Origin of the sequence: Agrobacterium leguminum, from assembly GCF_015704895.1 — a bacterium.
GTDB lineage: Bacteria > Pseudomonadota > Alphaproteobacteria > Rhizobiales > Rhizobiaceae > Agrobacterium > Agrobacterium leguminum.
Genome location: NZ_JADQWB010000001.1, coordinates 1 through 18,005, shown reverse-complemented (window position 1 = coordinate 18,005; position 18,005 = coordinate 1). Strand labels below are relative to the sequence as shown.

Sequence of the window (18,005 nt, the reverse complement as noted above, 5' to 3'; positions counted from 1 at the left end):
CGTCAGCTCTGAGAGTCAACCTTGCCGGAGGACGTTTCCCCTTCTTCCAGGGCAGAATTTGTGTCCCAGGGAAGGTTGGCGGCATGCCCGTGGTAAAGATCGCTTTCAAGATACCGCGACAAGGCGAAGCGGACAAGCACGCCGACCGCCGCCGCCGCCGGCACCGCGACGAGAAGCCCGACGAAACCGAAAAGCGCACCGAAGGCGAAAAGGGCGAACATCAGCCAGACCGGATGCAGGCCGACGCTTTTGCCGACGAGCTTCGGCTGCAGGATGTTGCCTTCGATGAACTGGCCGGAGAAGAACACGACGAGCGTCAGAAACACATAGATGTAATCCGGCCAGAACTGCACGATGGCGACGCCGACGGCAAGGATGAGGCCGACCATGGAGCCGATATAGGGAATGAAGCTGATGAGGCCTGAGAAAAGGCCGATCAGCAGGCCGAAATTCAAACCCACCAGCGACAGGCCGACGGCGTAATAAACGCCGAGAATGATGCAGAGCGACCCCTGCCCGCGCACGAAACCGGCAATGGTCTTATCCATGTCGCGGGCGATCTGGCGGACGGTATGGACATAATCGCGCGGTATCCAGCTATCGACCTTGTCGATCATCCGGTCCCAGTCGAGCAGCAGATAGAAGGCGACGACGGGCGTGACGACCAGCAGCGACATGACATCGACCAGCGATTTGCCGGAATTCCATATCTGCGTCAGCAGCGTGCCGATGAAACCCGCGCCTTCGGTCAAAAGCTTCGAAAAATTCTCCTTCACGGCGTCGATCTGGCTGCTCACCCAATCCGGCAGGAGATTGGTGTCGGCGCCGGCAATCAGCTGCTGCAATGACGAGATATATTGCGGGATGCGCGTGATGAATTCCGAGGCCTGGGCGGCGATCAGCGGAATGATGATGATGAGCGACAGCGCGAAGAGCAGCACGAAGGAGACGAGAATGACGACGGTGGCCATCAACCGGCTGAGGCCGCGCCGTTCCAGCCAGTCGGCCACCGGGTCGAGAAAATAGGCAAGCGCCATGCCCGCCACGAACGGCAGGAGAATGGAGCTGAAGACCATCAGGAAAAGGACAAAGACGGCAAGCACGCCGATCCAGAAAAACACCTGCCGGCGCAGGCTCGTACCGCTTACATGGGGTTGCATCCGTTCATCCTTTATCGCCGCACCGTCACCGCCCATGATGGAGATAGGATGCGCATATGCACATGGTCAAGACCGGCGCTTTCGCGCGCAGGCAGAAGGAGACTGCCCGCGCAGCGGTAAAACCCCTCATTTCAGGCCAACCCCTCGCAACGGCAGGTTGACCGACGGCAAATATTAGACAACTATCAAATATTGCCGGGCGGGCCAGCGGCGCTCCTTCATGTCCGGCGGCCGGGGGGCACGATGCAGAGCACCAGTGAAAATGGCATCGCGGAATATAATGCCGGTCTCTTCGATAATCCCGAAGTTGCCGAATGGTATGACAACCAGCAGCTTTACCCGACCGAACGCATCATTCTCGATCAGTTCCGCCATGCCTATGCGGGCAAGCGGCTGCTTGACCTCGGCGTCGGCACCGGCCGAACGACGAAGCCGCTTCTACCGCTGGTGGGAGACTATATCGGCATTGACCGCTCGCAGCCGATGCTTGCGCTGGCGCGGCGCAATTTTCCCACCGCCACGTTTCTCGACATGGATGTGCGGGCGATCGGCCAGTTCGGCGCGGAACGTTTCGATTGCGTGCTCGGCGCGCTCGCGATTCTAAGCGCCTTCGACCATGAGGACCGGCTTGCTATCATCCATGCCGTGCGAAGCATTCTCGCGCCCGGCGGATATTTCATCTTTTCGTTTCACAATCGCCAATGGAAGCGGGCCGGAGGCATGCCGCTGCACCGCCGCTCCTGGCACCCGCGCGAGGTGGTGAATTCGCTGCATCCGCAAAGCTGGATCAACTATCTGCGCCTGCAACCTTCGACACGGCGGACACCGGAATATGCCATTCTCGCGGATCAGGCGCATCGCTGGAGCGGCCTGTTTTATTTCATCGACCTTGCCGCCCAGACCCGCCAGCTGGAAGCGGCGGGCTTTGAGATCGCCGCACGTTATGGCGAGAACGGACGGCCGATAGAGGAAAATTCCGATACGTCCAATGACGGCCTGCTCAATCTCGTCTGTCGCGCCGCGCCGCAGCCATGGTGAGCACCCAATCCGGCTAGCCCCGCCAAAGCCGTTAAAAACCGGAGCTTTTGCCACTCAAACCCTTGCATCAGGCCCCGTCCCGTGCGAATGGCGACGCCAAAGGAACCAGCGGAGACGAGAGCCATGAGCCAGTCGGGGAAGAACGGTCTTACCTATAGTGATGCAGGTGTGGATATCGACGCCGGCAACCTGATGGTCGAAAAGATCAAACCGGCGGTGCGTTCGACGCGGCGTCCCGGTGCGGACGGCGAAATCGGCGGCTTCGGCGGCCTGTTCGATCTGAAAGCCGCGGGCTTCACCGATCCGGTTCTGGTGGCCGCCAATGACGGCGTCGGCACCAAGCTGAAGATCGCCATCGATGCTGACTATCACGACACCGTCGGCATCGATCTCGTCGCCATGTGCGTCAACGATCTCGTCGTGCAGGGCGCAGAACCGCTGTTCTTCCTCGATTATTTCGCCACCGGCAAGCTGGACCCAGACCAGGGTGCGGCCATCGTTTCCGGCATCGCCGCCGGCTGCCGCGAATCCGGCTGTGCGCTGATCGGCGGCGAAACCGCTGAAATGCCCGGCATGTATTCCGATGGCGATTACGATCTCGCGGGCTTTGCCGTGGGTGCGGCCGAACGCGGCCAGCTTCTGCCGGCCGGCGACATTTCCGAAGGCGACGTCATTCTCGGCCTCTCCTCTTCCGGCGTTCACTCCAACGGCTTTTCGCTGGTGCGCAAGATCGTGTCGATCTCCGGCCTCGACTGGAACGCCCCTGCCCCCTTCGCGGACGGCAAGAAGCTCGGCGAAGCGCTGCTGACGCCGACCCGCATCTATGTGAAGCCGCTTTTGAAGGCGATCCGCGAGACCGGCGCGCTGAAGGCGCTGGCGCATATTACCGGCGGCGGTTTCCCGGAGAATATTCCGCGTGTTCTGCCAAAGCATCTCGCCGCCGAAATCGATCTCGACGCGATCGAGGTTCCCGCCGTCTTCTCGTGGCTGGCGAAAACCGGCGGCGTCGAAGCGAAGGAAATGCTGCGCACCTTCAATTGCGGCGTCGGCATGATCGTCGTCGTTTCGGCTGAAAATGCCGAAAAGGTCACCGAGGTTCTGACCGCCGAAGGCGAGACCGTCTTCCCGCTCGGCCGCATGGTCGCCCGCGAAGAAGGCGCGCATGGCACCATCTACAAGGGCGCTCTCGGCCTATGATGAGCGCCGCCTTCCCGTCCGGCCGCAAACGCGTCGTCGTTTTCATTTCCGGCAGCGGCTCCAACATGGTGTCGCTGGCCAAGGCCTGTCAGGCGGCGGATTTTCCGGCGGAAATAGTCTGCGTCATCTCGGACAAGGCGTCTGCGGGCGGGCTGGAAAAGGCACGGGGCATGGGCATTCCCACGCTGGTGTTCGAGCGCAAGACCTATGCCAGCAAGGCAGAGCATGAGGGCGCCATTCTGGCCGCACTTGGTGAAATTGCACCCGATATCATTTGTCTCGCCGGTTACATGCGGCTGATATCGGGGGATTTCATTGCTCCCTATGAAGGGCGCATCATCAATATCCACCCTTCCCTGCTGCCGCTTTTCCCCGGCCTGCACACCCATCAGCGCGCCATCGACAGCGGCATGAAGATTTCCGGCTGCACCGTGCATTTCGTCACCGAAGGCATGGATGAAGGCCCGACCATCGCGCAGGGTGCGGTGCCGGTCGTTTCCGGCGATACGGCCGACACGCTGGCGGCGCGAATACTGACAGTCGAGCACCAGCTCTACCCGCTCACCCTGAAGCGGCTTGCCGAAGGCAAGGTTCGAATGGAAGACGGCAAGGCGGTCTCCACGGATGGTGAAAGTAAAGCCGAGTATTCCAACCTCATATCCGCCTCCTGATAAAGCTATAACTAAAGTACAAAAACACCCATAATGGTATTTTCGGGAAAATAAACCGATCGTTTACCATAATCATCTTTAATGCCCGCAACGGCCCTTATTTCGGGCCCTCCGGTCATTCAGGAGCGATTATGCCATTTTCGAGATTTTCCCTGCCGCTTTCTGTTGTCCTGATGGCGGGCGTCAGCCTGCCCGTCGCGGCTGAGCAAAACGGCATTACAGCCTCAGTGGATGCCGGCGTTCTCAATCTCCGCGCGACGGAAACCGTCCATATCGATGGTCGCAAGCTGAGCGAACTCGAATGGGAAACCAAAAACGCCGTGGCATTGCGTGGCTCGCTCGGGCTCGAACTTGCGCCCGGCTGGCGCGTGAAGGCGGAAGGCCGCGTCGGTTTCGAGGGCGACGGCTACATGACCGACTATGACTGGGTTTGGCCTTTCTCCAGAGATAGCTCCAAGGACAATTGGAGCCACCGTTCCCAGCATGACGACACGCGGCTCGACCATTATTTTTCGGGAAGCCTCGAACTCAATCGCATGTTGCTGGACGATCCGCAGCAATATCTCAGCGCCGGCGTCGGTTTTCGTTATACGGATGTTCAATGGTCGGCTTATGGCGGCAACGCCGTTTACAGCGTTTTCTCCCCCCGCGATTTCTCCGGCAAATTCAAGGATGGCCTCAAGGGGATCACCTATCGCCAGCAAATCCCGGTCTTCTACGGCAACCTGACGGGCGGCCAGAAGTTCGGCAACTGGTCGCTCAATCTGGGCCTCGAAGGCGGCGCCATGGTCTACGGCAAGGCGACCGACGACCACTGGCTGCGCGACATGCGCTTCACCGACAAATTCGACGTCGCCGGCATGTTCGGGGTGAAGGCTGGCGTCGCCTATGACCTGACCGAGAATGCCTCGATCTATCTCGACGGCGCATATGACTATACCAGCCTCGGGCGCGGAGACACCCACTACAGCGGCGCAGGCGCCGGAAACCTGTCATCGGAAAAGAATGCCGGCGGCGGCGATTTGCAGTCGATTTTCGTGGGGATGGGTGTGAGAGGCAGGTTTTGATTCGGCAATGCCATTCGTGGTAATAAGCCCAGTGACCAAGCCAGTTCCCTCTCCTATTCTCGTAAAAATATAGGCGAGGCTGAGCTGCAATTTTATCATACTTGGAAAGGAGGTCGCCGTGCGTGTTGTGAAGACAATTGATTCCCAAGCCCGGCGAAGTCTCATCGCCAAGATAAGGAGAGAGCGGGCACAACGAAAACAAGCAACCGCGGATCAGGTCACTAAATGGAAAAATGTAGGGCGCAAGTAACCGCGTCCATTACGAAGGCCTTGACCGTCACTTTCCGAGTCCGGCGCGATTTAACATCGCCCATTGCAGCAGAATGATCGTCTTGGAATCGGTGATTTCACCCGATGCGATCATCGCGAAGGCTTCATCCAGCCGGTAGGTCAGAACCTCCAGATCCTCGCCTTCGTCCTCCAGTCCGCCGCCGCTGCCGGCCTGCACGTCAAGATCGATGCGGGCGACGAAGAGGCTGACCTTTTCCGTCAGCGTGCCGGGGCTGGCATACATATCGAACAGATAGTCGACCTTTTCGACCGCGTAGCCTGATTCTTCCATCGCCTCACGGCGGATGGCGACGGCCGCGTCGTCGTCGTCGAGAAGCCCCGCCGGCACCTCGATCATGAAGCTTTGATCGCCGTTCACGAAGGCGGCGGGGCGGAACTGTCGCACCATCACCACGCTGTCGCGCTTCGGATCATAAAGGAGAATGGCGGCGGCGCTGCCATGGTCGTGAACTTCCCGGACGATGCGGATGGTTTTGCCATCCGGCATGCGCTGGTCGAAAACGAGCTTCTGCATATGCACGAAGCCCTTCCAGACGGTTTCTTTTTCCACCAGCCGGATTCTGCCCGCATCCGTGTCGGCCGGAATGCTTTTCGCCTGCGTCTGTGTCACCGGATATGTCCTTGCCTGTCGTGGGATTTCAGCCTGCCCGTGTTGCGGCGCAATATCAAGCCTCGCGGGTCCCGTCATCGCGGCGGAGCCATACCTTGTTGTCGTGAAAAGCCGCACCGCCATAGGGGGCGACGGCATCGGCGCCGGTCAGCACATTGATACCTTCGCCATCCAGATGCGCCCTGTTTGGCCACAGCCCTTCGGCGATCAACACACCCGGTCTTGCACCCTCCACGATTTTCGCATGGAGGCGCACTTCGCCGCGCGCATTGCCGATACGGACGATGTCGCCATCGGCGATGCCGTTGCCGCTCGCATCCTCGGGACAGATCATCAGTTCCGGGCGGCCTTCCTTCTGCACGGAGGTCTTCGTTTCCGCGAAGGTGGAGTTCAGGAAATTGCGCGCCGGCGATGTCGCCAGCCGGAAGGGATGGTCACTGTCCACGGTCTCGATAACGTCGACCTGATCCGGGAATTTCGGAAATTGCGCAACAGGCCCCATCACACCGATATTTTTCGGCGGCTTGTTCGGAGACGGTCCAGTCGCCCATTCGGGACTGAAACGGAATTTGCCATCGCCGTAACCGAATCCTTCGAGATAATGCGCCACCTCGAAAGACGGCTGCGCATCGATCCACTTCTCTTCAGCCAGCGCGTCGAAATCGCCCCAGCCGCTGACTTTGAGCATACGGTCGACATGATCGCGGGCCGAAAGGCCGAAGCCCGGCATATGGTCGACGCCGAGGCGTTTTGCCAGTTCCTCGATGACGAAGAGATTGGTGCGCACCGTTTCCGGCGGCTCCACCAGTTTGGGCCCAAGCAGAATGTGGTTCTGGCCGCCGGCGCGGTAGATGTCGTCATGTTCGAGGAACATGGTGGCGGGCAGCACGATATCGGCCACATCGGCCGTCTCGGTCATGAACTGCTCATGCACGGCGACGAAGAGATCGTCGCGCAGGAAGCCCTGTTTCACCAGCCGCTGTTCGGGCGCGACATTGACGGGATTGGTGTTCTGGATGAGCAGCGCCGTCACCGGGCCGCCGTGGCGCAGCGCTTCCGCGTCCCCCGTCAGCACGCGGCCGATCTGCGACTGGTCGAGCTGGCGCACCTCGGGGTCGGCGTAAGAACTGCCCATCAACTCCGCCTTGTTGAGCCGGAAGATGTCGCCATTGTTATGGAACGCGCCGCCGCCCTCATATTGCCAGGAACCGAGAACCGTGGCGATGGAAAGCGCCGCATGCATGGCGACCGCGCCGTTGCGCTGGCGGGCAAAACCATATCCGAGCCGGAAGAAGGTCTTCTTCGTGGCGCCGACCAGCCTTGCGAAATCCTCGATCTCATTGACCGAAAGGCCGGTGATTTCGGATGCCCATTGCGGCGTCTTCGTCTTCAGATGCGCCTCGAGCCCCGCCGGATCGTCGGCGAAGCGCGCCATATAATCACGGTCGGCGTAACCGTCGCGGAAGGCGATGTGCATGACGGCGCAGGCAAGCGCGGCATCCGTGCCGGGGCGGACGACGAGGCGCATATCCGCCTGCTTCATGGTCGGATTGTCGTAAATATCGACGACGACGATCTTCGCGCCGCGTTCCTTGCGGGCTTTCACCGCATGGGTCATGACATTGACCTGCGTGGCGACCGCATTGGTGCCCCAGATGACGACGACATCGGCCTTGGCGATCTCGCGCGGATCCGGGCCACGCAGTGCGCCAGTGCCCATCACATAACCGGTCCAGGCCATGTTGGTGCAGATCGAACCGAAAAAGCCGGAATATTTCTTGGCGTGGCGCAGGCGTTCGATGGAATCCCGCTGCACCTGCCCCATGGTGCCGGCATAGAAATAGGGCCAGATGGCCTCAGTACCATGCTGCGCCTCGGCCTTCACGAAAGCGTCCGCCACCTCGTCCAGAGCCGCTTCCCAGGAGATTTCCTGCCAGTCGCCCGCGCCCTTCGCACCCTTGCGGCGCTTCGGGGTCAGAAGACGGCCGGGATGATAGATGCGCTCGGAGTAACGCGCCACCTTGGCGCAGATCACGCCGGCGGTGTAAGTATTGGCGTTAGCCCCGCGCACGCGACCGATGCGGCCATCGGCATTGATGTCGACCTCAAGCGCGCAGGCGCTCGGACAGTCATGCGGACAGACCGTGTGTCCGATACGGACTTCGGACTTCGGGGCGGCTTTTTCAGCGGAAATCGGGGTCGCAACGTTCATGTCTTTTGTATATTGCATCAACGATGCGGCAAAAAGGCCGAAGTGACGTCCATCAAGAATATTCATCCTGACCATTCATCCGGATAAACGGCAAGCGAGACACATCCATGAACTACCGCCACATCTATCACGCCGGCAATTTCGCGGATGTCCTCAAACATGCCGTTCTCGCCCGCCTCGTGCGCTACCTGCAGAACAAGGACAAGGCCTTTCGGGTGCTGGACACCCATGCCGGCATCGGGCTTTACGACCTGACCTCGGAAGAAGCGCAGAAGACCGGCGAATGGCAGACCGGTATCGGCAAGCTGATGGAGGCCGATCTGCCCGCCCCCATCGCCGAACTGCTGGAGCCCTATCTTGACGCCGTGAAGGAACTCAATCCGGACGGTGGCGTGAAATTCTACCCCGGCTCACCGAAACTCGCGCGCATGCTGTTTCGCCCGCAGGACCGGCTTTCGGCCATGGAACTGCACCCGGATGACAGCCGGGCGCTCGCACGCCTGTTCGAGGGGGACTACCAGGTGCGTGTCACCGAGCTGGATGGCTGGCTATCGCTCGGCGCGCATCTGCCGCCGAAGGAAAAGCGCGGCCTCATCCTCGTCGATCCGCCTTTCGAGCTTGAGAATGAATATCAGCGTCTGGCCGATGGCTTGAACAAGGCCTATCGGCGTTTTTCCACCGGCACCTATTGCCTGTGGTATCCCTTGAAGAAAGGCGCACCGATCAAGGACTTCCACGAGCGGCTGCAATCCTTCGATATTCCGAAAATGCTGTGCGCGGAGCTTTCCGTCAGAAGCGACCGGCTGGATGGCCTGAGCGGCTCCGGCCTCATCATCGTCAATCCGCCCTATACGCTGAAGGACGAGTTGCACACGCTGCTGCCCTACCTGAAGACAACGCTGGCGCAGGACAGGTTCGCCTCGCAGCGCGCCTTCTGGCTGCGCGGCGAGGAAAAATCGGAAGATAATTGAGCGGCTATCTCAGCCCTTCCCGCCTCTGCGCCTGCGCAAGCTGTGACCGTTCGAAGAACAGGATCACGAACAGGGCCATGATGAAGGGAATGATGAGGTAGAACAGCCGGAAGACCAGAAGCGCCGCGATGACGTCCGCCGGGTTCATGTCCGGCAGGCCGGTGACGAAGACCAGTTCCAGGACCCCCAGGCCGCCCGGCGCGTGCGAGATGAGCGCCGCCGAGAAGGAAACCAGAAATATGCCGAGAATGACCATATAACCGGGATTTCCGGCTTCCGGCAGCGCGAAATAGATGATGCCCGCCGCGCCGATCAGCTCGATCGGGCCGATGACGAGTTGCTGCGCAACAAGCTTCGGCGCGGGGTACGGCAGCACGAAGGAACCGATTTTCAGGGGTTTCAGCCTGAGCAGGCTGCCAAGAATATAAAGGCCGACGAAAAGGAGCAGCAGCACGCCTGTGGTGGTGGAGGCTTCGACGGGCAGAATGCCGGTAAACCGTTCGGTGATGTCAGGCTCGTAAAGCAGCACCAGCCCGATCAGCATGATCGTGCCGATGAGGAAGGTGAAGGAGCAAAGGCCGACGAGGACGCCCACTTCCGCTACACTCAGCCCCTTGGACGTATAGGCCCGATATCGCACCACGGCGCCCGAGAATACCGAGGCCCCGACATTGTGAGACAGCGCATAGGTGGTGAAAGAGGTAAGCGTGATGAAGAACCAGTTCACTTTGCGGCCAAGATGCTGCAACGCGATGCGGTCGTAACCGGCGAGCGCGGCATAGGCCAGCAGGGTTGCAAGGCCCGAACACAGCCAGTCCCGCACGCGAATGGCTTTCAGACTGTCCCAGAGATCATCGAGCGACAGGCCGCGCAGTTCGTGAAAGAGCAACCATGCGGAAAAACCGATCGTCGCGAAGCCAACGACGGGCCAGATATATTTCTTGAATTTCATGCGGTCATGCCCGCCTATTTCCTCCAGCCTCACCCCAGCCCTGTTCCGTCTTTGCGGAAGATTCGTTCGACTTTATTCGTTATGCGGCAAAGCTTTCAACCTTTTCATCAAAGATTGGCGGTTTGCCCCGTTCACAAGTTGATGTAAGACCGGATCGTCGCCCGCCGGCGATGTGAGGTCGTCCATTTTCCGGAGAACGTACACGGAATGAAGCGTTATGCCGGTTTCATCGCCCTGGGCCTTCTGTCGCTCGGCGCATTGTGGTTCGCGCGGGAAAATCCGGCACCGACCGACCCCGCCGGCAACCGGCAGACGCAATCCCAATCGCAGACCACCGGCAATTCCCGGCCGGACGCCCCAGGGCGCGACGTTTCCCGACAGGAGACGGGCAAAAACCCTGCGCCGCGCGGAAACGGGTTCGATTTTTACGTGCTGTCTCTCTCCTGGTCACCGGCGTTCTGCGCCAGTTCCGAAGGCTCGGGCAACCGCCAGCAATGCGGCAGCGACAGGCGTTACGGTTTCGTGGTGCATGGGCTGTGGCCGCAGAACGAAAACGGCTATCCGGAATTCTGCCAAAGCGGCGAGCCCGACCGTGTTCCGGACGCGATCGGCCGCACCATGTTCGATATCATGCCGTCCATGGGTCTGATCGGCCACCAGTGGCGCAAGCACGGCTCCTGCTCCGGCCTGTCGCAGAGGGACTATTTCTCGGCGACACGCGCCGCCTTCGAAGCCATCCGGCTGCCGGGAAAGATCGCCTCGGGCGCCGAAGCCGCCACTCTCTCCGCTGACGCCATCGAAACCGCCTTCACCGACGCCAATCCCGGCCTGTCGAAACGCGGCATCTCCATCAGCTGCGACGGCAGGCGCCTAGAGGAAGTGCGCATCTGCCTCAACAGGGACATGACATTCCGCGACTGCCCCGAGCTTGACCGCAAGGGCTGCCGCGCCAACGCCACGGAAATCATCCCCATTCGCTAGAGCGCATCGAATGTTGCCTGTTGCGCTCTTCTACACATTTTCCAGACATAAAACCGCTATGCAGTTTTATTGACTATTCCAGTCCCCAGACGACAACCCACAGGACCCGACCATGGAACTGCTCTACTCGCCCGCCTCCCCCTACTCCGCCAAGGTACGTATGGCCGCGCGCCATCTCGGCATCGACATTACCTCCGTGCGTGTCGATACCAGTGCCGAGCCCGCAACGCTGATGGACAACAATCCGCTCGGCAAGATTCCGGTCCTGCTTCTGGATGAAGGCGGCTCGGTCTATGACAGCGTGGCGATCATGCATTATCTCGACCGTCTTTCGGGCGGCAAGCTCTACCCGAAAAAGAACGGCAAGCGCACGGATGTGGAAATTCTCGAAGCGCTGTGCGACGGCATCATGGATTGCCTGCTCGCCATCGTTTACGAGCGTCGTTTTCGCCCGGAAGACAAGATCCACCAGCCATGGATCGACAAGCAGTGGAGCAAGGTGGTCCGCGGGCTTGATTATCTCAACACCAACCTGCCGAAAACTGGCAAGAAGCTGCATGGCGGCCATTTCGCCCTTGCCGCGATGATCGGTTATCTCGACCTGCGTTTCGCCGGCGAATGGGCCGAAGGGCGCGATGCGCTGGCCGGCTGGCCGGAAACCTTCGGCAAGCGTTTCGAAGCCTATGCGGAAATGAAGGCCGCCGCCTGAAGCGGATGCAGAAGGACGCCTGGCCGGAAGGCCGGGCATTCATGCCGACACATAAGACCGAAAAACAAAAAAGCCGGGGCGAAAACCCCGGCTTTTCCAATAGCGATCCTTGAGGGATCAGAACTTGACGCCGATACCGGCCTTGACGGAGTGGTCGTCATAACCACGCGAGAAGGCGTCGTTGCCGAGCGTGTAGTCCTTCTTCTGGTAGTCGCTGTAGCGATATTCCAGACGAGCGGTGATGTTGTCGGTAACCATGGCTTCAACACCGGCACCAACCGTGTAACCGAGAGCCGTGGCGCTGTCCTTGTTGACGCCGTCACGAACCTTGTTGTCGGAAACAGCAAGACCGGCCGTACCATAGAGCAGGAACGGGTTCATGTCGTAACCGACGCGGCCACGCAGCGAGCCGTTGACGCCCTGCTTGCCTTCGACGGCGCGGCCTGCGACCGTACCGGCGGAACCGCGCTCGTCACCGAGGTTGACGTCGGCTTCCGCACCGTAAACCAGCTGGCCGTTCTGCCAGTTGTAACCGCCGTAGAGACCGCCGCCAGCGCCCTTGGCGTCACGACCGTCGTTGCTGGAGCTGAAACGGCCCCAATCGTAGTTGACCGTACCACCGAGGTACGCACCGGACCAATCCTTGACCGGCGCGGGCTGGTCGTAGGACACCGGTGCCTGCGGCACTTCATTTACGGCGTCAGCGGCGTGAGCAGCCGAAAAGCCGGCGGCCGCCATGGTCGAAGCCATAAGGGTTGCTACGAAAATACGCATGCTATTCTCCTTTCAGGACCGCTCTGTACTCAAAACTATTGTTCTCAGACGCGGTGTAAACTCGTCGGGTTAATCGCCCCTCTGGAAACTGAATTTGATAGGAGAATGCGGAGATCAAAGAGCCAAAATGTGAATTGTTTGGGGCAGCGACGTGACTAGAATTAGACGTTGCCTAATTGCCACAAGGGGTTTATTAACCCTAACAGAAGCCTAACCAGCAATAGATCGCCTTTAAACTTAGTTATATTCAAATTAAACCGAAATTGCATTGTGAATAAAAAATCGCCCAATTCTTTTGGGGCGGATGGACAGCTTGCGATTTGCATCTATATCCAGCAAATAGGACGGATATGAGCAAATGCAGGTCAGCCGTGAAAGAAAATATACAAAAGACAGTCTTGATAACGGGAGCCGCCCGCCGGCTCGGGCGGGCAATCGCCACCGATCTGGCCGCCCATGGCTTCGCCATCGCCGTCCATGCCAATGCATCCATGGCCAGCGCCGAGGAATTCGCTAACGAAATAAGGCAGAAAGGTGGCAGGGCCGTTGCCGTTCAGGCGGATCTGACACAATCCAGCCCTGCTTCGGGGCTCATCGAACAGGCTGCGTCAGCGCTGGGGCCTATCGGCGTCGTTATCAACAATGCGTCGGTTTTTCTCGACGACTCGGCGGACAAGCCCGATCCGGCGATCTTCGACGCGCATTTCGCCGTGCATGTGCGGGCGCCCTCCCTCATCGCCGCCGCCTTTGTCGAGCACCTGCCCGCGGATAAATCCGGGCTGATCGTCAATATCATCGACCAGCGTGTGCTTGCGCTCACGCCACGGTTTTATTCCTATACGCTTTCGAAATCGGCGCTCTGGACGGCCACGCGGACGATGGCGCAGAGCTTCGCGCCGCGTGTGCGGGTCAACGCCATCGGGCCGGGTCCCACCTTCAAAAGCGAAAGACAGGCGCCCGAGGACTTTCAGGCGCAGATCGACGGCCTTATATTAAAGCGTGGTCCCGCACCGGACGAGTTCGGGCGGACGATTCGCTTTCTTTTCGACACGCCGTCGGTCACCGGACAAATGATCGCGCTCGACGGCGGCCAGCATCTTGGCTGGGAAACCCCTGACGTGGCGGAGATAAATGAATGAACGGAAAGAAGCTGCCTGATGGCGGTATTCTCTTCGATGAAACCGACGACGAAGACGACGATGCAAACCTTGCCGCGACCGATGCGGCCGAGGCATCGAGCGACGTTGCCGGCATGGACTGGAATGCGGGCTGGAAGAACGAATCCGGCCTGAAGGGCATGGATCTGATCGGCGAATTCGTCAAACACCTGCCGAATGCGCCGGGCGTCTATCGCATGTTCAACGAGGCGAACGACGTTCTTTATGTCGGCAAGGCGCGCTCGTTGAAGAAGCGTGTCGGCAATTACGCGCAGGGCCGCGTGCATTCCAACCGCATTGCCCAGATGGTGCGGCTGACCGCCCATATGGAATTCGTCACCACCCGCACGGAGACCGAAGCACTTCTGCTGGAAGCGAATCTCATCAAGCGCTTGCGGCCGCGCTTTAATGTGCTTTTGCGCGACGACAAGTCCTTTCCCTATATTCTCATTACCGCAGACAACCGCGCGCCGGCGATTTTCAAACACCGTGGGGCGCGGGCGCGCAAGGGCGATTATTTCGGCCCCTTTGCGTCGGCCGGCGCAGTCGGGCGCACGATCAATTCGCTGCAACGCGCCTTTTTGATCCGCACCTGCACCGACAGCGTCTTCGAAACCCGCACGCGTCCCTGTCTTCTTTACCAGATCAAGCGCTGTTCCGGCCCCTGCACGCATGAGATCAGCGATCAGGGGTATGAAGAACTCGTCAAGGAAGCCAAGGATTTCCTGTCCGGCAAGAGCCAGAGCGTCAAGACCGCGATTGCGCGGCAGATGAACGAGGCGGCCGAGGACCTCGATTTCGAGCGCGCCGCCGTCTATCGCGACCGGCTGGCCGCGCTTTCGCATGTCCAGAGCCATCAGGGCATCAATCCCGCCGGCATCGAGGAGGCGGATGTCTTCGCCATCCACCATGAAGGCGGCATCTCCTGCATTCAGGTGTTCTTTTTCCGCACCGGGCAAAACTGGGGCAACCGCGCCTATTTCCCCAAGGCCGACCCTTCCCTGCCCGGCTCGGAAATCCTCAATGCATTCCTTGCGCAGTTTTACGACGACAAGCCGGTGCCGAAACAAATCCTGCTTTCCGAAACGGTGGAGGAGCAGGAGCTGCTGGCCGCAGCACTCGGCGAAAAGGCCGGGCACAAGGTTACCATCAGCGTGCCGCAGCGCGGCGAGAAGAAGGACATCACCGACCATGTGCTCGCCAATGCCCGCGAGGCGCATGGCCGCAAGCTGGCGGAAACCTCGTCTCAGGCGCGGCTGCTGAAGGGTTTTGCGGAAACCTTCGGCCTTTCTTATGTGCCGCGCCGGATCGAGATTTACGATAACTCCCATATCATGGGCACCAATGCCGTGGGCGGCATGGTGGTGGCGGGGCCGGAAGGTTTCGTGAAGAACCAATACCGCAAGTTCAACATCAAATCGACCGACATCACCCCCGGTGACGACTTCGGCATGATGCGCGAGGTGATGACCCGTCGCTTCTCGCGTCTGTTGAAGGAAGAGGGAAAGCCCGACCGTGGGCAAACGCAGACGCCGACGCCGGAGGAAGCCGCCGATATGCCCTTCCCCGCCTGGCCCGATGTGATCCTGATCGATGGCGGCCAGGGCCAGATGACGGCGGTACGGGCCATTCTCGACGAACTCGGCATTCGCGACTGTGTGACCGCCATCGGCGTCGCCAAGGGCGTGGACCGCGAGGCGGGCCGCGAACGCTTCTTTGCGGATGGGCGCAGCGATTTTTCGCTGCCGCCGCGTGATCCCGTGCTCTATTTCATTCAGCGCATGCGCGACGAAGCGCACCGCTTCGCCATCGGCTCGCACCGGGCGCGGCGCAAGAAGGAAATGGTGCGCAATCCGCTCGACGAAATCTCGGGAATCGGTCCGGGCCGCAAGCGCTCCCTGCTGCAGCATTTCGGCACGGCCAAGGCGGTTTCCCGCGCCGGCCTCAACGATCTGATGGCTGTCAGCGGCATTTCGGAGACGGTTGCGCGGCAAATCTACAATCACTTCCACGAGAGCGGCGGCGATTGATGCCGCGCCGTCGTGGCGAACTGCTAAAAAAACATAATCACATGTTGACGCTATGCCCTGGCGGCGGCATCAAGGCAGCTAATCTTAGACTGACAGGTTTCCCATGGCTTCGCGCGCATACAGCATTCCCAACCTACTCACCTATGGCCGCATCCTCGCGGTTCCTGTCATCGTTTTGTGCTTTTACATCGAAGGGAAACTGGAAAGCTCGGATTTCGCGCGCTGGACGGCATTATGGCTGTTCATCATCGCCTCGCTGACCGATTTCCTCGATGGTTATCTCGCGCGTATCTGGAACCAGACGTCGAATATCGGCCGCATGCTGGACCCGATCGCCGACAAGCTGCTGGTCGCCTCTGTCCTGCTTCTGATGGCGGCGGATGGCACTATTGCCGGCTGGTCGCTCTGGGCGGCCATCACCATTCTCTGCCGCGAAATTCTGGTCTCGGGCCTGCGCGAATATCTGGCGGCGCTGAAGGTCAGCGTTCCCGTCACCCGCATCGCCAAATGGAAGACCACAATCCAGATGGTCGCCATCGCCTTCCTGCTCGCGGGTCCTGCGGGCGACAAGGTTCTGCCCTACACGACTGAAATGGGCATTACCCTGCTGTGGATCGCGGCGGCGCTGACCATGTATACCGGCTATGATTACTTCAAGGCGGGCCTGAAGCACATCGTGGACGAAGACTGATGACACGGATCGTTTATTTCGCCTGGGTTCGCGAGAAGATCGGCACGGACGAAGAAGAGCTGGACATCCCCTCCTCCGTCACCACCGCCGGCGAGCTGATCGCCTGGCTTGCGACGCGCGGCGAGAATTACGAAGCCGCCTTCGAATTCCCCAATGTGATCCGCGTCGCCGTCAATCAGGAACATGTCGAGCATGATGAAAGCATCGTCGGCGCGCGCGAGATCGGCATTTTCCCGCCGATGACGGGGGGATGAGCGGATGCAGCCGACGGTCCGCGTGCAGGCAGAGGATTTCGACGCTGCGGAAGAAACCCGCCGGCTGACGGAAGGTGACAGGAGCATCGGCGCGGTCGTAGCCTTCACCGGGCTCTGCCGGGATGATGGCGGCACGCTTGCGGCACTGGAGCTTGAACACTATCCCGGCATGGCGGAGGCGGAAATAACCCGCATCGCCAAACTTGCCGTGGAGCGTTTCGGCCTTCTCGGCCTCACCGCCATCCACCGCCACGGCAAGATCGCCACCGGCGAAAATATCGTCCTCGTCATCGCAGCTTCATCGCATCGACAGGCCGCCTTCGATGGTGCCAATTTCGTGATGGATTATCTCAAGACATCCGCCCCGTTCTGGAAAAAGGAACATGGCAAGGATGGCTCGGCGGGCGACTGGGTTGCGGCAAAGACGACCGATGACACGGCGAAGGACAAGTGGCGATAGAGCATTTCCAGGAAAAGTGGAGCCCGGTTTTCCGTCCGGAAATGCGACGAAACAAAGAGTTGGAGCGCTTTCGCGATTCGAAGAAACGCGAAAGCGTTCCAGGGGCCAGACTCACGGCGCTTCCACCCTGCTGCGCATGACAATCAGCCAGCCGACCAGCATCGCCAGAACCACCGCATCGCGCCAGGCGGCAGGGCCGTAACCGACCCAGAAAGTTTCCGCAAAGCCGACGGCGGCGGCCCCAAGGCCGCAGATGAGCGGGCTGGCATAACCGCCCGCAGCCGAAATCAGCACCACCTTCAGCCCAAAGACCAGACCGGCGCCGAAATCCATGGTGCCGTAATAGAATGTGGCCAGCACGCCGGCGATGGCGGCGACGAGGCCCGCCGCACAATAGGAGACGAGAAATATCCGGCCCGCATTCACCCCGCATAAAGCGGCGGCGAAAGCATCGTCCGAGACCGCCTTCCAGCGCCTGCCGAAAGCGGAACGGCCAAGATAAAACGACCCTGCGAGAATGAGCACGCAGAAGGCTGCCGTGTTCAGCATCTGCATCGGCGTCAGGGTCACGGCAAAGCCGCCATCGGCCCAGAAGCGCACCGGCTGAGATAGAAGCGGCGGCAGCCATAATTGCCTTGTGTCGGCGGCCAGTCTCGCGCTTTCGGTCAGCGCGATCAGCACGCCGACGGAGGCGACGGTCACGGCATTGGGAGAGGCTTTCGCCAGCGGCCGCATCACCGCCCTGCCGACAAAACCCGCCGCCCACAGCCCGCCCAACAG

At 60.2% G+C, this 18,005-nt stretch carries 18 protein-coding genes; 12 read left to right on the top strand and 6 right to left on the bottom strand.

Going from position 1 to position 18,005, the window contains the following annotated elements; translation table 11 throughout:
• Positions 1–2 precede the first annotated feature (2 nt).
• The gene (locus tag I3J13_RS00090; protein ID WP_196377662.1) at positions 3–1,160 is read right to left on the bottom strand and encodes an AI-2E family transporter; all 1,158 of its coding nucleotides are present in this window, start codon (positions 1,158–1,160) and stop codon (positions 3–5) included.
• Positions 1,161–1,403: 243 nt separating this feature from the next.
• Between I3J13_RS00090 and I3J13_RS00085 the strand changes: the two genes are divergently transcribed.
• From I3J13_RS00085 to I3J13_RS00070, 4 genes are all read left to right on the top strand, one after another.
• A complete protein-coding gene (locus I3J13_RS00085; RefSeq protein WP_196377661.1) occupies positions 1,404–2,198 on the top strand; it encodes a class I SAM-dependent DNA methyltransferase in 795 nt (264 codons plus the stop codon).
• Between the two features lie 123 nt (positions 2,199–2,321).
• Positions 2,322–3,395 (top strand): phosphoribosylformylglycinamidine cyclo-ligase, encoded by a 1,074-nt coding sequence (gene purM, locus I3J13_RS00080; protein WP_080852301.1) that lies wholly within the window; start codon positions 2,322–2,324, stop codon positions 3,393–3,395.
• Entirely contained in the window at positions 3,392–4,066 is a 675-nt protein-coding gene (purN, locus tag I3J13_RS00075; protein ID WP_059752483.1) for a phosphoribosylglycinamide formyltransferase, read from the top strand. Before purM ends, purN begins: the two co-directional genes overlap by 4 nt.
• Positions 4,067–4,197: 131 nt before the next feature.
• A complete protein-coding gene (locus tag I3J13_RS00070; RefSeq protein ID WP_196377660.1) occupies positions 4,198–5,133 on the top strand; it encodes an omptin family outer membrane protease in 936 nt (311 codons plus the stop codon).
• A gap of 277 nt (positions 5,134–5,410) precedes the next feature.
• On the opposite strand, the gene I3J13_RS00065 is transcribed toward I3J13_RS00070, so the two are convergent.
• Together I3J13_RS00065 and I3J13_RS00060 are read right to left on the bottom strand one after the other, a co-directional pair.
• Entirely contained in the window at positions 5,411–6,034 is a 624-nt protein-coding gene (locus I3J13_RS00065; protein WP_196377659.1) for an NUDIX domain-containing protein, read from the bottom strand.
• A 55-nt stretch (positions 6,035–6,089) separates the two neighbouring features.
• Positions 6,090–8,312 (bottom strand): molybdopterin-containing oxidoreductase family protein, encoded by a 2,223-nt coding sequence (locus tag I3J13_RS00060; RefSeq protein WP_196377658.1) that lies wholly within the window; start codon positions 8,310–8,312, stop codon positions 6,090–6,092.
• Positions 8,313–8,353: 41 nt separating this feature from the next.
• On the opposite strand from I3J13_RS00060, the gene I3J13_RS00055 reads away from it, so the two are divergent.
• Entirely contained in the window at positions 8,354–9,217 is an 864-nt protein-coding gene (locus I3J13_RS00055; protein WP_137452099.1) for a 23S rRNA (adenine(2030)-N(6))-methyltransferase RlmJ, read from the top strand.
• 4 nt (positions 9,218–9,221) lie between these two features.
• On the opposite strand, the gene I3J13_RS00050 is transcribed toward I3J13_RS00055, so the two are convergent.
• Positions 9,222–10,169: a lysylphosphatidylglycerol synthase domain-containing protein gene (locus tag I3J13_RS00050; RefSeq protein WP_003520764.1), complete on the bottom strand. Its 948-nt coding sequence runs from the start codon at positions 10,167–10,169 to the stop codon at positions 9,222–9,224.
• A gap of 207 nt (positions 10,170–10,376) precedes the next feature.
• On the opposite strand from I3J13_RS00050, the gene I3J13_RS00045 reads away from it, so the two are divergent.
• Together I3J13_RS00045 and I3J13_RS00040 are read left to right on the top strand one after the other, a co-directional pair.
• Positions 10,377–11,150, top strand: coding sequence for a ribonuclease T2 family protein (locus tag I3J13_RS00045; RefSeq protein WP_196377657.1), 774 nt, complete (start codon positions 10,377–10,379; stop codon positions 11,148–11,150).
• A gap of 112 nt (positions 11,151–11,262) precedes the next feature.
• Complete coding sequence (locus I3J13_RS00040; protein WP_059752466.1) at positions 11,263–11,859, top strand: glutathione S-transferase; 597 nt, start codon at positions 11,263–11,265, stop codon at positions 11,857–11,859.
• 117 nt (positions 11,860–11,976) lie between these two features.
• Here the strand turns inward: I3J13_RS00040 and I3J13_RS00035 are convergent, their stop codons facing one another.
• A complete protein-coding gene (locus I3J13_RS00035) occupies positions 11,977–12,633 on the bottom strand; it encodes an outer membrane protein (RefSeq protein ID WP_035261664.1) in 657 nt (218 codons plus the stop codon).
• 350 nt (positions 12,634–12,983) lie between these two features.
• Here I3J13_RS00035 and I3J13_RS00030 point away from each other — a divergent pair, with 350 nt between their 5' ends.
• From I3J13_RS00030 to I3J13_RS00010, 5 genes are all read left to right on the top strand, one after another.
• Positions 12,984–13,772, top strand: a complete 789-nt coding sequence (locus tag I3J13_RS00030; RefSeq protein WP_196377656.1) for an SDR family oxidoreductase — start codon at positions 12,984–12,986, stop codon at positions 13,770–13,772.
• Positions 13,769–15,820 carry an excinuclease ABC subunit UvrC gene (gene uvrC / locus I3J13_RS00025; RefSeq protein WP_196377655.1) on the top strand — a complete coding sequence of 684 codons (2,052 nt, stop codon included), beginning with the start codon at positions 13,769–13,771 and terminating at the stop codon, positions 15,818–15,820. The genes I3J13_RS00030 and uvrC overlap by 4 nt, the downstream gene beginning before the upstream one ends.
• Positions 15,821–15,923: 103 nt before the next feature.
• On the top strand, positions 15,924–16,511 hold the full coding sequence (gene pgsA / locus I3J13_RS00020; RefSeq protein WP_003520759.1) for a CDP-diacylglycerol--glycerol-3-phosphate 3-phosphatidyltransferase: 588 nt from the start codon (positions 15,924–15,926) through the stop codon (positions 16,509–16,511).
• Positions 16,511–16,765, top strand: coding sequence for a molybdopterin converting factor subunit 1 (gene moaD / locus I3J13_RS00015; RefSeq protein ID WP_065654069.1), 255 nt, complete (start codon positions 16,511–16,513; stop codon positions 16,763–16,765). Before pgsA ends, moaD begins: the two co-directional genes overlap by 1 nt.
• 4 nt (positions 16,766–16,769) lie before the next feature.
• Positions 16,770–17,225 carry a molybdenum cofactor biosynthesis protein MoaE gene (locus tag I3J13_RS00010; protein ID WP_003520757.1) on the top strand — a complete coding sequence of 152 codons (456 nt, stop codon included), beginning with the start codon at positions 16,770–16,772 and terminating at the stop codon, positions 17,223–17,225.
• Positions 17,226–17,336: 111 nt separating this feature from the next.
• On the opposite strand, the gene I3J13_RS00005 is transcribed toward I3J13_RS00010, so the two are convergent.
• On the bottom strand, positions 17,337–18,005 hold a 669-nt coding region (locus I3J13_RS00005; RefSeq protein ID WP_196377654.1), incomplete at its 5' end, for a branched-chain amino acid ABC transporter permease.

Coding starts and splice junctions, on each gene's coding strand:
- I3J13_RS00085 (WP_196377661.1), top strand. CDS start 1,404: ATGCAGAGCACCAGTGAAAATGGCATCGCGGAATATAATGCCGGTCTC.
- I3J13_RS00050 (WP_003520764.1), bottom strand. CDS start 10,169: ATGAAATTCAAGAAATATATCTGGCCCGTCGTTGGCTTCGCGACGATC.
- I3J13_RS00010 (WP_003520757.1), top strand. CDS start 16,770: ATGCAGCCGACGGTCCGCGTGCAGGCAGAGGATTTCGACGCTGCGGAA.
- moaD (WP_065654069.1), top strand. CDS start 16,511: ATGACACGGATCGTTTATTTCGCCTGGGTTCGCGAGAAGATCGGCACG.
- I3J13_RS00040 (WP_059752466.1), top strand. CDS start 11,263: ATGGAACTGCTCTACTCGCCCGCCTCCCCCTACTCCGCCAAGGTACGT.
- I3J13_RS00045 (WP_196377657.1), top strand. CDS start 10,377: ATGAAGCGTTATGCCGGTTTCATCGCCCTGGGCCTTCTGTCGCTCGGC.
- I3J13_RS00070 (WP_196377660.1), top strand. CDS start 4,198: ATGCCATTTTCGAGATTTTCCCTGCCGCTTTCTGTTGTCCTGATGGCG.
- uvrC (WP_196377655.1), top strand. CDS start 13,769: ATGAACGGAAAGAAGCTGCCTGATGGCGGTATTCTCTTCGATGAAACC.
- I3J13_RS00090 (WP_196377662.1), bottom strand. CDS start 1,160: ATGCAACCCCATGTAAGCGGTACGAGCCTGCGCCGGCAGGTGTTTTTC.
- I3J13_RS00055 (WP_137452099.1), top strand. CDS start 8,354: ATGAACTACCGCCACATCTATCACGCCGGCAATTTCGCGGATGTCCTC.
- purN (WP_059752483.1), top strand. CDS start 3,392: ATGATGAGCGCCGCCTTCCCGTCCGGCCGCAAACGCGTCGTCGTTTTC.
- purM (WP_080852301.1), top strand. CDS start 2,322: ATGAGCCAGTCGGGGAAGAACGGTCTTACCTATAGTGATGCAGGTGTG.
- I3J13_RS00030 (WP_196377656.1), top strand. CDS start 12,984: ATGAGCAAATGCAGGTCAGCCGTGAAAGAAAATATACAAAAGACAGTC.
- I3J13_RS00035 (WP_035261664.1), bottom strand. CDS start 12,633: ATGCGTATTTTCGTAGCAACCCTTATGGCTTCGACCATGGCGGCCGCC.
- pgsA (WP_003520759.1), top strand. CDS start 15,924: ATGGCTTCGCGCGCATACAGCATTCCCAACCTACTCACCTATGGCCGC.
- I3J13_RS00060 (WP_196377658.1), bottom strand. CDS start 8,312: ATGAATATTCTTGATGGACGTCACTTCGGCCTTTTTGCCGCATCGTTG.